Origin of the sequence: Pseudoalteromonas sp. R86517 (assembly GCF_042466295.1) — a bacterium.
GTDB lineage: Bacteria > Pseudomonadota > Gammaproteobacteria > Enterobacterales > Alteromonadaceae > Pseudoalteromonas > Pseudoalteromonas atlantica.
Genome location: NZ_JAXHCB010000001.1, coordinates 582,499 through 600,536 on the forward strand (window position 1 = coordinate 582,499; position 18,038 = coordinate 600,536).

Annotated in this window: 11 protein-coding genes; 6 read left to right on the plus strand and 5 right to left on the minus strand. The window is 41.3% G+C overall.

All coding sequences use genetic code 11. The annotated features are described in order from the left end of the window. Positions 1 to 75: 75 nt before the first annotated feature. Complete coding sequence (mutS, locus tag SJY38_RS02600; RefSeq protein ID WP_286741804.1) at positions 76 to 2,661, minus strand: DNA mismatch repair protein MutS; 2,586 nt, start codon at positions 2,659 to 2,661, stop codon at positions 76 to 78. Positions 2,662 to 2,682: 21 nt separating this feature from the next. Between mutS and SJY38_RS02605 the strand changes: the two genes are divergently transcribed. Both SJY38_RS02605 and recA read left to right on the plus strand, forming a co-directional pair. Next, the gene (locus tag SJY38_RS02605) at positions 2,683 to 3,174 is read left to right on the plus strand and encodes a CinA family protein (protein ID WP_286741805.1); all 492 of its coding nucleotides are present in this window, start codon (positions 2,683 to 2,685) and stop codon (positions 3,172 to 3,174) included. A 65-nt stretch (positions 3,175 to 3,239) separates the two neighbouring features. Continuing rightward, complete coding sequence (recA, locus tag SJY38_RS02610) at positions 3,240 to 4,283, plus strand: recombinase RecA (protein ID WP_004586193.1); 1,044 nt, start codon at positions 3,240 to 3,242, stop codon at positions 4,281 to 4,283. Between the two features lie 335 nt (positions 4,284 to 4,618). On the opposite strand, the gene SJY38_RS02615 is transcribed toward recA, so the two are convergent. Together SJY38_RS02615 and SJY38_RS02620 are read right to left on the minus strand one after the other, a co-directional pair. Then, entirely contained in the window at positions 4,619 to 6,745 is a 2,127-nt protein-coding gene (locus tag SJY38_RS02615) for a TonB-dependent siderophore receptor (protein WP_286741806.1), read from the minus strand. Between the two features lie 411 nt (positions 6,746 to 7,156). Beyond that, on the minus strand, positions 7,157 to 8,326 hold the full coding sequence (locus tag SJY38_RS02620) for a DcaP family trimeric outer membrane transporter (protein WP_286741807.1): 1,170 nt from the start codon (positions 8,324 to 8,326) through the stop codon (positions 7,157 to 7,159). Between the two features lie 418 nt (positions 8,327 to 8,744). Between SJY38_RS02620 and acs the strand changes: the two genes are divergently transcribed. From acs to SJY38_RS02635, 3 genes are all read left to right on the plus strand, one after another. Beyond that, positions 8,745 to 10,685 (plus strand): acetate--CoA ligase, encoded by a 1,941-nt coding sequence (gene acs / locus SJY38_RS02625; RefSeq protein ID WP_024033109.1) that lies wholly within the window; start codon positions 8,745 to 8,747, stop codon positions 10,683 to 10,685. 104 nt (positions 10,686 to 10,789) lie between these two features. Beyond that, positions 10,790 to 11,440: a response regulator transcription factor gene (locus SJY38_RS02630; protein WP_004586197.1), complete on the plus strand. Its 651-nt coding sequence runs from the start codon at positions 10,790 to 10,792 to the stop codon at positions 11,438 to 11,440. Positions 11,441 to 11,748: 308 nt separating this feature from the next. Continuing rightward, positions 11,749 to 13,344 (plus strand): AbgT family transporter, encoded by a 1,596-nt coding sequence (locus SJY38_RS02635; RefSeq protein WP_054982716.1) that lies wholly within the window; start codon positions 11,749 to 11,751, stop codon positions 13,342 to 13,344. 308 nt (positions 13,345 to 13,652) lie between these two features. Here the strand turns inward: SJY38_RS02635 and purU are convergent, their stop codons facing one another. Together purU and SJY38_RS02645 are read right to left on the minus strand one after the other, a co-directional pair. After that, positions 13,653 to 14,483 carry a formyltetrahydrofolate deformylase gene (gene purU / locus SJY38_RS02640; protein WP_024033106.1) on the minus strand — a complete coding sequence of 277 codons (831 nt, stop codon included), beginning with the start codon at positions 14,481 to 14,483 and terminating at the stop codon, positions 13,653 to 13,655. A gap of 297 nt (positions 14,484 to 14,780) precedes the next feature. Beyond that, positions 14,781 to 16,667 (minus strand): hypothetical protein, encoded by a 1,887-nt coding sequence (locus tag SJY38_RS02645; protein WP_273611587.1) that lies wholly within the window; start codon positions 16,665 to 16,667, stop codon positions 14,781 to 14,783. A gap of 344 nt (positions 16,668 to 17,011) precedes the next feature. Here SJY38_RS02645 and SJY38_RS02650 point away from each other — a divergent pair, with 344 nt between their 5' ends. Beyond that, a complete protein-coding gene (locus SJY38_RS02650) occupies positions 17,012 to 17,989 on the plus strand; it encodes a DNA topoisomerase IB (RefSeq protein ID WP_377109254.1) in 978 nt (325 codons plus the stop codon). Positions 17,990 to 18,038: the final 49 nt, after the last annotated feature.

The window sequence follows — 18,038 nt, forward strand, 5'->3', positions numbered from 1 at the left end:
TTATGTCTTACGACCCCCAAGAAATACTATTTACAGTGTTATCAGCCTCTTAACCACCGCTCAAGTTACCTGTATTCAAAGTAGTGCTTTTAATTTATAAAGAAGTTCGTGTGCTTGACGCGGCGATAGGTTATCAGGGTCAATGGCACCGAGCTGCTCCTCAACTTCAGAAGGCTCAGGCGCAGGTAACTCATTAGCAAATGAAAACGCCTGTTGCTCAGCATTAGGCGCTGTTACACTTTGGTGGTTTTCGAGCAGTTTAAGCTTTTGTTTTGCTTGGGCTATCACGGCTTTAGGCACGCCGGCAAGCGCTGCGACCTGTAAGCCAAAGCTTTTACTTGCTGCACCATCAAGCACAGTATGCATAAATGCAATGGTGTCGTTGTGCTCTATGGCATCTAGGTGTACATTCACCAGCCCGGTTTTTTGCTCGGCAAGTTCCGTTAATTCAAAGTAGTGCGTAGCAAATAATGTTTTAGCAGATATTTTTTGTGCCAGATGATCAGCCGTTGCATAAGCAAGTGACAAGCCATCGTAGGTACTGGTACCTCTGCCAATTTCATCCATTAATACCAAAGATTGCGCAGTTGCATTATTTAATATTGTGGCGGTTTCTGTCATTTCTACCATAAAAGTAGAGCGACCAGAGGCTAAATCGTCGCTTGCACCAATGCGAGTAAATATACGGTCAATATTACCAATTTTTGCACTATCAGCAGGGACATAACAGCCAATATGCGCCATCAATACGATAAGTGCTGTTTGGCGCATATAGGTTGATTTACCACCCATGTTTGGACCGGTAATAATCAACATTTTACGCTGGCTATTTAGCTCCACAGGGTTGGCAATAAAAGGTTCTTTCATTACTTGCTCTACCACGGGGTGGCGACCTTGTTTAATGAATATATTATCATCATCGCATAGTTGCGGTTTAGCATAGTTAAGCGTTTGTGCTCGCTCTGCTAAGTTATTCAATACATCTAAATCGGCTAATGCGCCAGCCATTATTTGAAGCTGTTCAATATGCGGGGCTATAAACTCAAATAGCTCTTCATATAATTGTTTTTCAAGCGCAAGAGCTTTTGATTGGCTGCCAAGCACTTTGTCTTCGTGCTCTTTTAGTTCAGGTATTATGTAGCGTTCATTATTTTTAAGTGTTTGGCGGCGAATATAATCAGCAGGTACTAAGTGTGAATTTGCACGACTTACCTCGATGAAAAAGCCATGTACCTTGTTATAGCCAATTTTTAATGTGCTGATCCCGGTGCGCTCGCGCTCTCTAAGCTCTAGTTGCTCAAGTATATCGGTAGCGCCTTTACTCAAGTTTCGCCATTCATCGAGTTCGCTGTTGTAGCCTGGAGCAATAACGCCCCCATCGCGAATTAGTACCGGTGGGTTATCAATAACAGCACGCTCAAGTAAAGCTTGTAGTTCAGGCAGCTCTGGAGAATGGCGAACAATGCTAGCGATACGCTCATCATTAGCATCGTTTAATAATGCGTGCAGTGGTGCGAGTGCTTGTAGGGCACTGCGCAGTCGGGTCAAATCGCGCGGGCGTGCGGTGCATAAAGCAAGTCGTGCTATTACGCGTTCTATGTCACCAATTTCTTTTAATGAATCGTGTAACTCGCCATATAACTGCACATCTAAAATAGCGCTAATGGCATTTAAACGTGAGTTAAGCTCATTTTTATTACGCACAGGTGTATGAATGCGGCGTTTAAGTAAACGCGACCCCATGGCCGTGGCGGTTTTATCAAGTACCTGCGCTAAGGTGTTTTCAAAGCCGCCCGATAAATTAACGGTTAGTTCTAAATTTTTGCGCGTTGCCGCATCTAATATAACTGCGTGCTCGTTATGCTCAAGCGTAATAGCGCGAATGTGAGGGAGCGCAATACGTTGTGTATCTTTTACGTATTGCATTAAACAACCCGCAGCGACCAAAGCAGCATGCGCTTTATCTACACCAAAACCAACTAAATCTTTGGTGCCAAACTGCTCGCACAGTAAGTGTTGCGCGGTGTCTAGGTCAAACTCCCACTCAGGGCGTCGGCGTGCCCCTTTTATATGCTCAATTAAATGTGTGTTTTCAAAGCTTTCACAGTATAAAAGCTCAGCGGGTGCTAAGCGCTGTAAGGTTGAAGTAAATGCTTCGTCGGTGTTAACTTCAACTACGTTGAAGCGCCCTGAATTTATATCAAGGTAGGCAATACCGTATAGCCCTTTTTTATTTTGCCATACGCTAGTGAGTAAGTTATCTTGGCGTTCTTGCAATAGCGCTTCATCTGAAATAGTACCCGGAGTAACGATACGTACGACTTTGCGCTCTACTGGCCCTTTACTGGTTGCAGGGTCGCCAACTTGCTCACATATAGCAACCGATTCGCCCATTTGCACTAAACGAGCTAAATAGTTTTCTACTGCATGATAAGGGACACCCGCCATAGGGATAGGATCGCCGCCGGCTTTACCGCGATGCGTTTGCGAAATATCGAGTAGTTGGGCCGCGCGTTTAGCGTCGTCAAAAAAGAGTTCATAAAAATCCCCCATACGATAAAACAATAAAATATCGCGATGCTCTGATTTTATTTTTAGATACTGCTGCATCATAGGGGTTTGTTGTTTTATAGTGTGCGGTGCATAAAGATCAAACGACATGTATTTACCCAAAGGCTGAATATGGAATTACATCAAGAGATTAAAACACTTGCTGCGCAATTGGGCGTTATTTTAACGGATAAACGCTTATGGATCACTACCGCTGAATCATGTACTGGTGGCGGAGTGAGTTATGCGCTTACAGATACGCCAGGTAGCTCAGGTTATTTGGGCCGCGCATTTGTTACTTATAGTAATGAAGCTAAGCATGAACTGCTTAATGTGGCCAATACTACGCTAGAGCAATTTGGTGCGGTGAGTGAGCAAACAGTAAAAGAGATGGCTTTTGGTGCCGCAAGCGTTGCCAAAGCTGATGTTGCCGTGGCAATTTCGGGCATTGCTGGGCCAGGTGGCGCTACGTCCGATAAACCAGTTGGCTTTGTGTGGTTTTGCATACAAATTGCCAATGAACAATTTACGTTTAAGCAAATATTTAACGGCGATAGAGCGCAAATTAGAATTCAAGCTATTGAATTTGCATTGAAAAGCACTATCGAGAAGATAAAATTATAAATTTCACTTGATACTGTGATTTCATACAGTATACTTGTTCGCATTAGCCGGATTTGGAGAACAGAATGAACGATAATAAACAAAAAGCGCTGGACGCTGCACTATCACAAATTGAGCGTCAATTTGGTAAAGGATCAATTATGAAACTGGGCGATAACAAAGCCCTAAATATTGATGCTGTATCTACAGGCTCACTTGGGATTGATATTGCTTTAGGCATAGGCGGTTTGCCTATGGGGCGTATTGTTGAAGTGTATGGCCCTGAGTCTTCAGGTAAAACAACGCTTACTTTGCAAGTTATCGCGCAGGCTCAAAAAGAAGGCAAAACATGTGCCTTTGTTGATGCTGAGCATGCTCTTGATCCGGTATACGCACAAAAGCTAGGTGTTAACATTGATGAGCTGTTAGTTTCTCAGCCAGATACCGGTGAGCAAGCGCTAGAAATTTGTGACATGTTAGTACGTTCAAGTGCTGTAGATGTTGTTATTGTCGATTCTGTTGCTGCGCTTACACCAAAAGCTGAAATTGAAGGCGACATGGGCGACTCGCATATGGGCTTACAAGCACGTTTAATGTCGCAAGCACTACGTAAGCTTACAGGTAATATTAAACGCTCAAATACGCTATGTATTTTCATTAACCAAATTCGTATGAAAATTGGTGTAATGTTTGGTAACCCTGAAACAACAACTGGTGGTAACGCACTTAAGTTTTACGCATCAGTGCGTATTGATATTCGTCGTATTGGCTCTGTTAAAGAAGGCGATGAGGTAGTCGGTAACGAAACCCGCGTTAAAGTAGTTAAAAACAAAGTTGCACCACCGTTTAAACAAGCTGAATTCATCATTATGTATGGTGAAGGTATTTCTAAACAAGGTGAGTTAATTGATTTAGGTGTTAAGCACAAAATTGTTGAAAAAGCAGGTGCTTGGTACAGCTACAACGGCAATAAAGTAGGCCAAGGTAAATCAAACTCTATTAAGTTTTTGAAAGAAAACGTAGAAATTGCAGATGAAATTGAAGGTAAGTTACGTGATATGTTGCTATTAAAAGCAACGGTTGAGCCAGAAGATGGCGAAGACGTATTAGGCGCTGAGTCTGACCTTTAAGTGTAAACGTTCTCTAAGCTTGATTTGACCCGAGCTTTAAAAGGCGCTAACCAGCAGTGGTTAGCGCCTTTTTGTGTTTAAAGCACGCTAAAACTATAACCTTACAGGCTTTAATAGATGCAGTTTAAATAGCGCTTAGCCATATTTATAGTGAGGCTGGCTAACAAGTACGCTTTTTAATTGAGGCGCGTAATAAAAGCATGGTATTGCAAATACTTTGCATAAGGTAGATAGCGCAAGGAGGGTGATAAGCGTTTTAACTTAAAGGGGCTGAAAGCAAAAACGGCACTAAAAAGTGCCGTTTAAATTTAAAAGCCGTACTTTAAAAAAGCGACTTATAGCTGCCAGTTTACAGATAGCGCGTAGTTACGCGGCGCACCGTAATAACCTTGAGCCCAGTATAGGCTGTGTAGGTATTTTTCATCCGTGGTGTTATTGACGTTAAAAGTAACCCCAACGTTTTCTGTAATTTTGTAGTTAGCCATTAAATCAAGAATACCGTAAGCATCTTGGTTCGTGGTTACAAGTGCAGCGCCGGTTGCATCTTCAACTTGTACGCGGCTAACAGAGTCTTGCCAACGATAATTTGCACCAAAAGTTAAGCCTTCAACAAATGGTACTTGGTAAGTTGCAGCCAGTTTTAGCTGGTTCTCTGGCGTGTAATCTTCAACTAAATCATCACCATCAATACTTAAATTACTAAAGCTGATACTTGCACTTAAATCCTCGGTCACTTTACCACTTAATTCAATTTCAAAACCGTCGCTGGTGATACCATCAGCACCATAATAACGAGTATCGCTTGGTAATGAATCAGGTAATGCAACCGCTAGGTTTTCTTGTTTTGCATCAAAGTAAGCAAAGGTTACAAATACTTGATCGTCTAATAGCTGTGCTTTTAAACCAATTTCGCTACTTTTACCTGTAACTGGCGCCAATTGCTCGGCATTAATATCAAGCTCTTTTTGTGGCACAAAGGTCTCTGTGTAACTTGCATAGGCTGAAAGCGATTCATTAAAGTCATACACAGCCCCCACATACGGGATAACTTCGCTGTCGTTACGTGTTTGTTCAACACCATAAGCAGTGCCCGATGTTTCCCAATCAGTGTAACGTACACCTGCTAACACACTTAGCGGAGCGCTTAATTTAATGCGAGTAGACATATAAGCTGATTGCTGTTTGTTTTCTATGTCACTGCCATTTAAGCCATCAGCAAGGGTTGCTTCAGGTACTACGCCATCCCACGTATCAAGCGAAGGCATTGCAGGAAAGCCGTTGCCCGTGGTGTAATCGTAAAGCGACTGCTCGTTGTAATCCATTTTTGCTTGACTAACACCAAATGACAGGTCGTGTTCTTGGCCAAATAAATCAAATTTACCGCTGGCGTATAAATCAAATAAATCGTGCTTATCTTCGTAGTCGTAACGGCTTGCGTAACCTGTTAAACCAAGGCCAGTTTCGCTATCTGGTGTGCCATATACGTAAAATAGTTCTGAGTCTTGCTCGTTTTCTATGTGTGCGTAACGCGCTGTTGCAACCCACGTAGCCGATAGGTTTTGCTCAAGTGTTACATATACTTGCTCTGCGCTGTTGTCCCAGTAAGACCAATCAGATGCCGTACTTGTAGAGGCGTCGTAGTTTGTTGCTGTGCCATCGGTGTAATAAAGAGGGAGTGCGCCCCAAAGTGGGCTATCGGCATCTTTTTGTTGGTTAACATAGTTGATGCTTAATGTCGTGTCGTCGGTTAGCTTGCCTTCGTAAGCAAGATAAGCAATTGTTTTATCTGTTTCGTAACGATCTAGGTATGACTCCGCTTTTTGCTTGGTAAATACGGCGCGTACAGCGTGGTCGTCGTTAATTGGCGTTGAAACATCTACCTCTAAACGCTTGTTGTTCCATGAACCATACGATGCAGATGCATGCGCTTGAGTTATGTAAGTTGGTTTTTTTAATACCATATTTACGGTTGCAGATGGGTTACCTGCGCCAGTCATAAGGCCGTTTGCACCACGTACAATTTCTACACGGTCGTAAATAGACGTATCTAAAGTGCCCTGAATAGAGCCTGAGCTTTGAGGGATGCCTAAACCATCAACCTGAAAGTTTGTTATTTCAAAGCCACGGGCTTTAAAATAAGTACGGTCAGTTTCTATTTGTTCTACAGTTACACCGGGGGTGCTCTCTAGCACTGAGTTAATATCATCTAGTGAAAAATCATCCATTAAAGCGCGAGAAACAACAGAAATACTTTGTGGGGTTTCTTTGATTGTTAGGCCTAATTTTGTAGCAGATTGCGCATCTTCTGTGATGTAGTTTTTATGATGCTGGCCATATACTGCTATTTTTTCTAATGAGTCATCTGTATTTGTTGTAGTTTCTTGTGCAAATGCATGACCAGATAAAACAAGTGAAGTAATAAGGCTTAGCTTAGATAAACGCAAAATTTGTTGGGACGACATGTGTTTTTCCAATAGGTTCAAAAAAGAAGTGCATAACATAATCTAAATGAGAGTGATTTTCAATAACATGTTTGTTGTTTGTGCAAAATAATTAATAGTTATCCGAAATTGTGGGGATTTAGTGGATTTTAGCAACTAAATAACCGCTTAGTTTAGCGCTAAGGTAATATCCCTTAATCGCAAAGAGAGTGTTATTTCTGTGCAAACTTTTATCTGAGCTCTTCCAAATGCTGCTATTTAAGCTTATTTAAGCGCTAACCGTGTTTAATTTACTGAAAATCTCAGACAAAAAGGCACCCTTAAATACCATTACTACCACAGTACTATTAAATAAACCTTTTAAGCAGAGTTCACGTTGTATAGCTAAAAAAAAAGCGGCCTAAGCCGCTTTATTGTGATCACTATGTTTAATTAAAAATTGTATTTTACAGAAAATTGTAAGCGCTCTAAATCGCCGTCAATACCACTTTCTGTTTCGCGCTCGGCATGTTTAAACTCTGCACCAAATGTTAAACGCTTAACCGGTGAGTATAAAATGTTTGCACTAAAGCTTTGGCTTGATTCAACAGGGTCACCTGATATTGTTAATAGATCGGTGTTGTTGTCAGCACTAAAGAAAGAATATAAGAAAGTTGAGCGCCACTGGCTTGTCCATTTATGCTGATAAGCAACAAAACCAGATGTTGAGTCTATTGCATCTAGTTCATCGCCATTAAGCACTGCACCATGGGCAACATTTAAGCCCACGTAACGGCCAAGGCCTTTACCTTGTGTAAGCATAAATTTAAGGTAATCTTCGCCAAAATTTACACGGCCCGAAGCGCTAATACCAAACGAGGTTTCATCAGCGTCAACATCGCCTACTTTATAAGTAAGTTGGCGAGCAAGTGCTGCAACTACAAAGTTACCCCAATCGGCATTGTGTGTGTAGCGCGCAGTAACATCAGGAAGTGACGCATCATCTGTTTCTACACGTGCGCCACCTTGAGTGGTAATTGTGCTTTCTGGGTTTTCTAGTGAGAACGACCAAGCACCGGTTGTGTACTTAATTTGTGTTTGGCGAACAAAAACAGTGCCTTCAGCAGGGCCTACAAAATCAAGTGTTTCTGCAAGTGCACCCACGTTTTGAAAGTTTGACCATGTTTGACCAAATAACCAGCCATCGTAAGTTACAAATGCATGGCGAATACGTGGAGCATATGAGTTTGATACGCGCTCGTTACCGCCAGGTGCAGATGCTAAAAAGTCTAACTCAATTTTAGTTTTAACTGTTTTACCGTTATCCATTAACGTTGACGTACCAAAGTTAAAACGTGACTCACGTGCATGCATATCAAATACGGCATCCGAATCATCGTCATCGCCTACTGGCAGTGTACTTGGTACGTAAAAATCACGCCCTACATTTGAGCCATCAGGAGCGCCTGCAGAGTAATCACTCCACATTGTATCTAGCTTAATGTATCCGCCGTAAGTAAATTCGGTGTTACCTACTTTAGCTGCAGTTGCCGCATAAGCCGTGCTTGTTAAAGCACATAATACAGCACTCGCTGCAAGAGTTTTTAATGGGGTAAATTTCATTGTGGTGTCCTTTAAAGGCTACTTGTTGTTTGTTGCTTTTTAAACGTTCAAATGTATTACTTGCTACAGGTATTACTTACGAATAAAAATTTATTTATCTTGCATCACGCTATGAGTTCGTTAAATAAGTGTTTAACTTGCATGGCTGCATCATTATTTTAATGTCCGAAAACCACTTTTAAATATGTGCAAAATTTACTCAATTACCTATTGGTCTATAAGACGAAGGTTTAAGAGTAATTCAATGGCCACTTACTTATATTTAACATACTGTATTTCTATGTAAAAAAGTCATGAGCGGCGAGATTATAAACCACAAAATGTTAATTAGAAGGGTTGTACAACTAAGGTCTAATACTTAATAAAGTACTGCTGAGTAATCCTTTAATCATGGCAAGTTATTAAAATGGAGACTGAGATGTCACAAAGTATCTATCCTGTTCCTGCACATATTGAAAAAACGACGTTAGTTGATAACGAAAAATATAATACACTCTACAAACAGTCGATTGATGACCCACAAGGGTTTTGGCGTGAACATGGCCAGCGCTTAGATTGGTTTACTCCGTATACTAAAGTAAAAAACACCTCATTTGATAAAGGCCATATCGATATAAAATGGTACGAAGATGGAGTTTTAAATGCCTCTTATAACTGTATTGACCGCCATTTAAAAACCAAAGCCGATAAAGTTGCGCTTATTTGGGAAGGAGACAACCCAAACCAAAGTGAAAACATTACCTACCAACAATTACATGATGAAGTGGCGCGCTTTGCCAATGGTTTAAAAAAACTGGGTGTACAAAAAGGTGACCGAGTTGCTATTTATATGCCGATGACGCCGCAAGCCATTTACGCCATGCAAGCCTGTGCACGTATTGGTGCTATTCACTCGGTTGTATTTGGTGGTTTTTCTCCCTCAGCCATTGCAGATCGAATTAAAGACTCTGGCGCTAAAGTGGTGATCACATCCGATGAAGGCCGCCGAGCTGGTAATTGTGTTCCTTTAAAAGCGAATGTTGATGAAGCCGTAGCACAAGAGTCGGTGACAAGCATTGAACACGTTATTGTACATCAGCTAACCGGTGGCGAAGTTGATTGGAACGAGCACGATATTTGGTGGCATGAGCTTGTAGCTGACCAACCGGCGCAGTGCGAACCGGAGCCAATGAATGCAGAAGATCCACTTTTTATTTTATATACTTCGGGCTCTACTGGCCAACCAAAAGGGGTTGTGCATACTACAGGGGGTTACTTAGTTTACTCATCAATGACCCACGAATACGTATTTGATTTACAAGAGGACGACGTATATTGGTGTAGCGCCGATGTAGGTTGGATCACCGGCCACAGCTATATTGCTTATGGCCCACTGGTTAATGGCTGTACGCAAGTGGTATTTGAAGGTGTGCCTACCTACCCAACCGCAGGGCGCATGGGTGAGGTGATTGATAAGCACGGCGTAACCATTTTATATACTGCACCAACCGCTATTCGAGCGTTAATGGCTAAAGGCGATGAGCCAACCGCGTCATCTAATCGTCAAAGTTTACGCATTTTAGGCTCGGTGGGTGAACCCATCAACCCTGAAGCATGGACGTGGTATTACGAAAATATTGGTAATGCTAATTGCCCAATCGTAGATACGTGGTGGCAAACCGAAACGGGTGGCATTATGATCACCCCACTGCCTGGTGCTACCCAAACTAAACCAGGCTCAGCAACGCATCCGTTTTTTGGTATTGCGCCGGCTCTATTTGATGCAGAGGGTAATACACTAGAAGGTGCCGTTGACGGTAATTTAGTGATATTAGATAGCTGGCCTTCACAAGCGCGTACTGTTTATGGCGACCACGAACGTTTTGAACAAACCTATTTTAGTGCTTACCCCGGTGTTTACTTTACAGGTGATGGCTGTCGTCGTGATGAAGATGGCTATTACTGGATCACAGGGCGTGTTGATGACGTGCTTAATGTATCAGGGCATCGCTTAGGCACCGCTGAAATAGAAAGCGCGCTAGTAGCTCACGAAGCTGTAGCAGAGGCCGCCGTAGTCGGTTATCCGCATGATATTAAAGGCCAAGGTATTTATGTTTACATTACGCCAAATGAAGGCGTTACTGTAAGTGATGAGCTGACAACTCAAGTCCGTAATTGGGTACGTAAAGAGCTAAGCCCAATAGCTTCCCCTGATATGATTCAATGGTCGCCAGGCCTACCAAAAACTCGTTCAGGTAAGATTATGCGTCGAATTTTACGTAAAATAGCCGCAAATGAACATCAACAGCTAGGGGATACATCAACACTTGCAGACCCAACCGTGGTAGATGAGCTCATAGAAAACCGATTAAATCGTTAAATGCGCGTTAAAAACTTGATTACAAGTTGATTCTAAACGTAGTATATCGGCTGTCAGTAAGTACTTTATACCTTATTGGCAGCCGAATTTATTAGGAGCGAACCATGAGTCAGTTTTTAATAGCGGATGATCATCCGTTATTTCGCGAGGCACTAAAAGGAGCATTAAGTGCTAAGTTTGACGATTTAGAGGTATTTGAATCATCAGATTTTGACAGCACACTGCAAGTACTTAGCGAACAAGAAGATCTTGATATATTACTGCTAGATTTACACATGCCAGGTAATGGTGATTTATATGGCCTGATCCGCATTCGCGAAGACTACCCAAGCTTACCCATAGCGGTTGTCTCAGGAAGTGAAGACATAAACATAGTGTCTAAGGTAATGGGTTATGGCGCAATGGGCTTTATTCCTAAGTCATCATCTTCAGATGATATTGCTAATGCTATAAACCAAATACTAGAAGGCGATACGTGGCTTCCAAAAGAGTTAAAAAATAAAGTAGCCGAAATAGAAGGAGAAGACAGAGAAATTGCCGCGCAGGTTGCATCGTTAACGCCGCAGCAATATCGTGTATTGCAATACCTTCATGAAGGGTTACTAAACAAACAAATAGCCTACGAACTACATATTTCTGAGGCAACAGTCAAAGCACACATTACTGCAATTTTTAGAAAACTTGGCGTTTATAACCGTACCCAAGCCGTTCTTATTGCCGCTAAATTACAGCTAGAACCAATAGAGCAAGCTTAAAATATTAAAAGCGCTAAAATTTGTTTATCGTTTAAAAATAAATTTACAGCCGTATGTTTGGTGTTTAGGCAAAGCCGTGCCTAGCTAATGTGCTTATTGCCAGTTAATAGGTGATAAGCGCTTAAAAATACCAGATATGCGCTGCTCTCGGTGATATGGCAAGACTGAAAAAACTTCAATCCACAAAGGCCAATACACTCAAGCAGCGCTTTTTAAACTTAAAACCTACACGTCATTTACCTTTTATACATGATCTCTTTTGCAAACAATGCTAGGTTAGCGCAATTTTGTAATTTATAGAGCCAAGTATGACAGACTCCACACACTCACCTAATAATCAACCTAAAGACAATAACGGTTTATTTAATCGCTTTTTAGCAACCGTTGAGTTTTTAGGAAATATGCTTCCTCATCCCATTACTTTATTTGCGATATTTGCGGTTTCAATTGTGCTAATAAGTGGTATTGCCGATTGGTTTGGGCTAAGCGCAATTGACCCAAGACCGATTGGGGCAGCAGGGCGTGCGCCTGATGGAGTAATTGAAGTTGTTAGTTTACTCAGTGCTGAGGGGCTACAGCGTATTATGGCTGGCCTGGTTACTAACTTTACCGGTTTTGCGCCTTTAGGCACTGTTTTAGTGGCACTACTTGGGGTCAGTGTTGCAGAGCATTCAGGGCTACTCTCTGCTGCTATGCGAGGCATGGTTATGGGCGCGTCAAAGCGTTTAGTTACCTTTATGGTGGTGTTTGCGGCCATAATGTCTAACACAGCTTCTGAGCTTGGCTATGTGGTGTTAATTCCGCTTGCAGCCATGATATTTCATAGTTTGGGACGCCACCCTTTAGCTGGCTTAGCGGCTGCCTTTGCCGGTGTTTCTGGCGGCTATAGCGCTAACTTACTACTTGGCACAATAGACCCATTATTAGCAGGTATAACTACGCCTGCAGCACAAATGATTGACCCAACGTACGAGGTTGGCGCCGAGGCTAACTGGTATTTCATGATGATATCAGTATTACTTATTGCCGCACTGGGTACACTCGTAACCGAAAAAATAGTAGAGCCGCGTTTAGGTAAATATAACCCCGATGAAGCCAGTATCGACTTGTCACAAAACAATATTGATACACTTACCGCGTTAGAAAAAACCGGTCTAAAATGGGCGGGTGTTGCTCTATTAGTGGTGCTGTCGTTATTTGCTTGGACGATTATTCCTGCCGATGGTATTTTACGCCACCCAGAAACAGGCCAAGTGGCAGGCTCGCCTTTTTTAAAAGGAATAGTCGCAATTATATTTGTAACTTTTAGTGTGCCAGGCTTTGTTTACGGGCGTGTTGTTGGCAGCATGAAAAACGATAAAGACATTATTAACGCAATGAGCAAAAGCATGAGCTCAATGGGTTTATATATAGTATTAGTATTTTTTGCAGCCCAGTTTGTGGCCTTTTTTAAATGGACTAATTTAGGCACTATTTTGGCAATTAATGGTGCAGCACTATTACAAGCGTTAAACCTTACTGGCCCAGAAGTATTTGTATTGTTTATATTAATGTGTGCAATGGTTAACTTGAGTTTAGGCTCGTCATCGGCGCAGTGGGCGATTACGGCCCCTATTTTTGTGCCTATGCTTATGCTAATTGGTTACGCGCCAGAAACCATTCAAGCGGCGTATCGTATTGGTGACTCTGTGACTAACTTAATCACCCCAATGATGAGCTATTTTGGCTTAATTTTAGCGGTGGCAGTTAAATATAAAAAAGACATGGGTATAGGAACGTTAGTGGCCACTATGCTGCCATACAGTATTGTGTTTTTTATCGGTTGGGTCATTTTATTTTACGTATGGGTGTTTGCTTTAGGCTTGCCAGTAGGGCCTGAGTCACCTATTTATTACACACCTTAATGGTGGATGCCAATTTACAATTAATTATGGTGTCGGATAAAACACAGCTACAGCTAATATCTGACTCTAATTAAGCTGTTAGGCATAAAAAGCCAGCAAAAGGGGGAAACCCTGTTGCTGGCTTTATAGTATGTAAAAAGGGGTCTTATACCAATCCGCAATAATACTTAATCATTTTCAGGGGCTAAACGTGTCGCTATCTGCGTTAAAAAATTCTCATTTAGAGCAACTAAATAGCGAATTTTTTGCCTTGCTATCAACACGTTTATCCATCCTCAAAATAGATCACTTAATTATGCGCAATGGTATTAGCTAAATACCACGGTTTTATTACCGTTAATAAATAGTTTGTGTTCAGAAGCTAGTTGTAAGGCTTTACTAAACACGGTTTTTTCTACGTCTTTACCCATTTTAGCCATCATTTCAGCGGTATTAGCGTGCGTTACGCTGGTGACGTCTTGTAAAATAATAGGGCCTTCATCTAGCTCATTATTTACAAAGTGAGCCGTAGCACCAATAATTTTTACGCCGCGCTCAAATGCTTGATGATACGGTTTAGCGCCAATAAAGGCCGGTAAAAACGAGTGGTGAATATTAATAATTTTGTTCTCAAAACGACCCACAAATTCAGGGCTTAGTATGCGCATGTATTTTGCTAAGCCAATAATGTCAGGGTTATAAGAGGCAATTAAATCACCTACTTTTTCATCATGCTCGGCGCGACTTAGGCCTACGTGCGAAACAACATGAAAAGGCACATCAAAGCCTTTTGCTAATGGCTCTAAATCTGGGTAGTTGGCAATCACAGCTAATACTTCAATATTTAACGCTTGCTCAAACTGTTTAAGTAATACAGACCCTAAGCAATGTGCTTCTTTTGTTGCAAGCAGTACCACTTTAGTTTTTGTATCATCATGTAGAGCAAGTTGTGCACCCTCAGGTAATAAAGCGCGTAATTGCGATAAAAAGTCACTTTGTGGCTCGCCGGTTAGTTCAGTGCGCATAAAAAAGCGCTTGGCGTCTTTATCTACAAATTCGTTATTACGTGTAATATTTAAATTGTGCGCGTGGCAAAGCCCTGTAATTTTGGCGATTAGGCCTACATCGTCGGCACATTGGGTGGTTAGTATATAGCTCATTTTCCTCATTCTTACCCAGTTTATAATTGCTTCATTATTTGGTTTTTAACGCATAAAGCAAGGGGTTTATGCGTAAATTTAGAATTAATCGGTCAAATAGGTATAAATGATTCAATAAAGTGAAGGACAATTAAAAATACGTTAATAATAAGGCAGATAAACACCATAAATTTTAACAAGCTGGTATTTAAAAAAGGTTTAGCGGTAAGTAATTAGTGCGCGCACGGTTTGTAACCTAGTTGCCTAGATTACAAACCGCGACGCAGTTTAGCTTTTACAAATATAGCAAAGCGATTATTAAGCTTTAGGCTCTGGTGTTAAGTTCTCTTCTTGCCTTAGGTAACCAGCGGCCTCTTCATCCTCTTTTGTTATTGCTTGCTGAGTAGGTATTGCACGGGTTTGTTGGTTTAATTGATGTATTTGCGATGCATTGCCTAAATCGCGCTCACTGGTAATTGAGGCAATCGATTCGCGGTCTTTTAGAAAGGCAATTACATCATTTTTAATGGCTTGTAATTGACCTTCATCTTTGTGCATTTCCATTATATGGCGAGGATGCTCAAGGTTTTTCATACCGGTGGCAGCAAACGTGCTCGTAATAACACGAGAGACAATGACCCATGGCGTGATACTGCTGCGCACTAAGGTGTTTTCTGAGCGGGTGCTGTCATGAATACCTGTCCCCGTTGAAATTTTAGATTCGGTAAATGTACCTTCGCACTTAAAGTACACAAGTAATGATTCAAACTGCATTTCGGCAAAAAATAAATGAGCACAGTTAGCCAATAAACGAGCAAAGGCTTTAATAATCACTGCTATTATTAAAATATGAACACTGCTCATTAGTAAGCTACTAAACTGTATAACGTTTTGATTATTAAACGCTTGCTGTAAATTATTAATATTAGCGCTATCTATGTAGTAATAAATATCTATTAATGAATAGGCTAACAACACCGTTAATACTAATGCCACAATATAAAGTAAATTAGCACTGATTAGCGCAACTAATCTGGCTAGGGTAAAGTTTTTACCTAGCTCCATAGCGTGTAGCTTAGGCTGAACCTCTTGAATCATTTCGCCTTTAAAACCGCCTTTACCTTCTATTTGCTCTTGTAGTTTTGGGTCTAGCTCGCGGTAAACTCTATTAGGCACTTCTTTGTAGCGTCTATTTGCCATGACAAGATTATCAAGGTTTATAAATACTTCATCAGGGTGAACAGACTCTTGCCAGTTTTCACGTAATTCTGACACTTCGGCGGTAGGGGTCACTGCGTTTAAGCGTGCTTTGATCATTGTAAATACTAATGCGCAGCTTAACGTTGCTAATATAATAATGGCAATGAGGTATATGCCAGCATGCAAGTTTGGCAGTTGTGCCAGCCACGCGTCTATTTCTTGTTTGCTGATATGTTGCTCTTGCATTAGCCACGACATAGAAAGGCCAATAACAATAGGCAAAATAAATGACAACGAAATAATTTTAGCTAATGTACCGCCTCCAAGCGCTTCAATGTTTCTTTCAGCATTGCGAGAGATAGGTTTGCTACTTGAGCGCCAAGAAAAAAGCACATAAAACATTAAAATAGCACTGTAAACCGGAAAGGCTAATTCGCCAGCTTCCCCAGTAAAGCCCGACAGCGAAACAAACGCTACAAGCCCATAAGCAATTAAGGCAACAAGCGTGCTCACCCATGAGCCAAATAATCGCTGCGCTACATTTCGAATTGGGTAAGGTAAAAATAACAGTTTGGGAATTAAGCTGTGTAACAAACGAGATAAAAATCCGTTAGGCTCTTTAAAGGTACTGTTTTTACGACCAACCAGCATTTCTTCGAGTGATTGGGCGTTATAGGCTACTTCTTTTTTTTCTTCTTGCGCGGTAGAGCTCTCAGACTTACTAAAATTATACGCAAGCGATGTAGGGTGGTTTCTGCCTACAAAGTACTTTAAGGTGGCATAAATACCTGACGATAAAGAGCGAATACCCAGCGCTAAAATAAACATACCAAATAGCATTAAAATCCAGCCTGCGGTGGTACTTTCTTTCACCGAGCTTGCAGCTATAACAAGTAAACTTACGCCTGCTACCGACTCAATAATACCTCTTAGCGCGGTTACTTTACCTTCCAACTTAAAGGGGTTTTTTAACCCAAGATCAATAGAACCATAATCAAATGCCATTGTATGCTCCTTGTAAACAGCACATTATTTAAGGGGGGTTACCAGTTTTGCAATAATACTTAATCATTTGCGAGGGCAAACCTAGTGTTAGCTATGTTTTTCCGGGCTCAAATAGACTAATTAATTTAGCGAGTTGGTATTATTATCCGTGTATATTTTGGCCAAAATGAGCATAGCTAAACGGTACCAAAAGGTGCAGTTTATATACTTAAGCAGGTAATTAAACTAAACGGATTTTTATATTATTGTTCAATTTTTGATTATATATCAATAACGTTGTTCAGTTTAAGGTTATTTTACAGTGATACATTTATTGATGGTGGTTTAAGTTGCTAGGAGCATAAATGAAACTAATCTACGTAGATGATAATTTACCCGGTATAACCCGTAAGCGTAAAAACAAAACGTGGCTGTACTTTGACCCAATAGGAAAGCAAATCACCGATCAAAAAGTGATTGATCGTTTAAATGCGTTAGCGTTTCCTCCCGCCTACAAAAATGCTTGGTTTTGCCCTGAAGAAAATGGCCATATTTTAGCAACGGGGATAGATAGTAAAGGCCGTAAGCAATACCGTTACCATGAAAATTTTAGAGCTCAACAAGAGGCGAAAAAATACCAAGCCTGTGGGGTGTTTGGCAATAAGCTGCCATTACTGCGTGCCCGTTTAGAAAACGATTTACAAGGGGATGAGCTCAGCGTAGAGCGCACATTAGCTGCGGTAGTTAGGCTTATGGACTTAGGTGCATTGCGGGTAGGTAACGAGCGAAATGTAAAGCAAAACAAAAGTTTTGGCGCCACAACCCTGCGCAATCGCCATGCTAAGCTTACGGGTAAAAATATACAGCTACGGTATCGGGCTAAATCGGGCAAAGAGCGCGAGGTAAACATAACCGATAGAGTGCTTAGCCATGTAATTAAAGACCTACAAGATTTACCCGGTCAGCATTTGTTTCAATATATAAGCGATGGAGAGCGCACAAACGTAACCTCTAGTGAAATTAACCAGTATATTCAACAAATTATGGGTGAGGACTTTAGCGCTAAGCACTTTAGAACCTGGCGAGCCAGTGTTATTGCCTTTAAGCAACTTGTAAAAGCAAAAGGCGCACTTAGTTTAAAAAGTATGCTCGAGAGCGTGTCTGAGCAGCTAGGTAATACGCCCGCTATTGCCCGTAAATCGTATGTTCACCCGAATTTAATTGCCTTGTGTAAAGAGGATGTGCAAACCCAAATAGCGTGGCGAGAGTCGCTTTCTTTACCGCGAAAAACAAAATACTTGAGTCGTTATGAGCGTGGCTTTTTAGCCTTTTTAAAAGACTAATTGCTATAGCAACTTTACACACTACAGCAACCAAATTACATAATTGCGT

Bases quoted from the DNA above. Each gene is read 5' to 3' on its own strand.
- SJY38_RS02630 (WP_004586197.1), top strand. From the start codon at position 10,790: ATGAGTCAGTTTTTAATAGCGGATGATCATCCGTTATTTCGCGAGGCA.
- SJY38_RS02620 (WP_286741807.1), bottom strand. From the start codon at position 8,326: ATGAAATTTACCCCATTAAAAACTCTTGCAGCGAGTGCTGTATTATGT.
- recA (WP_004586193.1), top strand. From the start codon at position 3,240: ATGAACGATAATAAACAAAAAGCGCTGGACGCTGCACTATCACAAATT.
- SJY38_RS02635 (WP_054982716.1), top strand. From the start codon at position 11,749: ATGACAGACTCCACACACTCACCTAATAATCAACCTAAAGACAATAAC.
- acs (WP_024033109.1), top strand. From the start codon at position 8,745: ATGTCACAAAGTATCTATCCTGTTCCTGCACATATTGAAAAAACGACG.
- SJY38_RS02615 (WP_286741806.1), bottom strand. From the start codon at position 6,745: ATGTCGTCCCAACAAATTTTGCGTTTATCTAAGCTAAGCCTTATTACT.
- purU (WP_024033106.1), bottom strand. From the start codon at position 14,483: ATGAGCTATATACTAACCACCCAATGTGCCGACGATGTAGGCCTAATC.
- SJY38_RS02605 (WP_286741805.1), top strand. From the start codon at position 2,683: ATGGAATTACATCAAGAGATTAAAACACTTGCTGCGCAATTGGGCGTT.
- SJY38_RS02650 (WP_377109254.1), top strand. From the start codon at position 17,012: ATGAAACTAATCTACGTAGATGATAATTTACCCGGTATAACCCGTAAG.
- mutS (WP_286741804.1), bottom strand. From the start codon at position 2,661: ATGTCGTTTGATCTTTATGCACCGCACACTATAAAACAACAAACCCCT.
- SJY38_RS02645 (WP_273611587.1), bottom strand. From the start codon at position 16,667: ATGGCATTTGATTATGGTTCTATTGATCTTGGGTTAAAAAACCCCTTT.